Genomic DNA, 633 nt, shown 5'->3' on the forward strand with positions numbered 1-633 from the left:
ATCTCAGCGGCGCTGAGCGTCTGCGGATGAGCCAGGCGCTAATCGATGCCGGTGTGGCTTCAGGTTATTACTTTGTCGCGATTTATCTGCAGCACGGTGCGGCGGGATTGCAGCAGGATGACGAGATGGCGCTGCGTTATTACCGCAAGGCCGCGGATGAGGGAAATGCGCAGGCTCAGGCTTATGTTGGTGACAAACTGGCTCCGGCCAAAATGGCACCGGATATTGCCCGTCAGATGCTGCGTTGTGCTGCTGAACAAGGAGAGGCGGAAGCGGTGAACTCTTTGGGAAATATTTATGCAGTTGAAAAGAAATATAAGGAAGCAGTTGAGTCATTTCAATTGGGAGTTGCTGCGGGTGATGAGAGTTCGGCTAGCTTTCTTGAGCATGCTTTTGAAAGCCAAGATTCAACAGATCGACTCTATTACCTGGCTCTAGAAAAAGATCCTGAGCGAGCGAGTCGGTACGAAAGAATTGGTGAGATATTAGGTAATTATTCTTACGCTCACCCGGTCGTCCCGGAAATTAATGACATCGTTCCGTTGCCACCGGTGCCGCTGCCAGCCTGGGACGGTAAACTAAAATGGCTGGAAGAGCGCAAGGCCAATATCCCGCCAGCCAAACCGGGTGAAT

1 protein-coding gene is annotated in these 633 nt (G+C 51.8%); it reads left to right on the forward strand.

Annotated elements, in window-relative coordinates:
* Positions 1–633, forward strand: a 633-nt coding sequence (locus OGY07_RS00105; protein WP_286597909.1) for an SEL1-like repeat protein, incomplete at both ends; no start/stop codon positions are given.

Source organism: Citrobacter sp. Cs237, from assembly GCF_030332325.1.
GTDB classification, from domain to species: Bacteria; Pseudomonadota; Gammaproteobacteria; order Enterobacterales; family Enterobacteriaceae; genus Citrobacter_A; species Citrobacter_A sedlakii.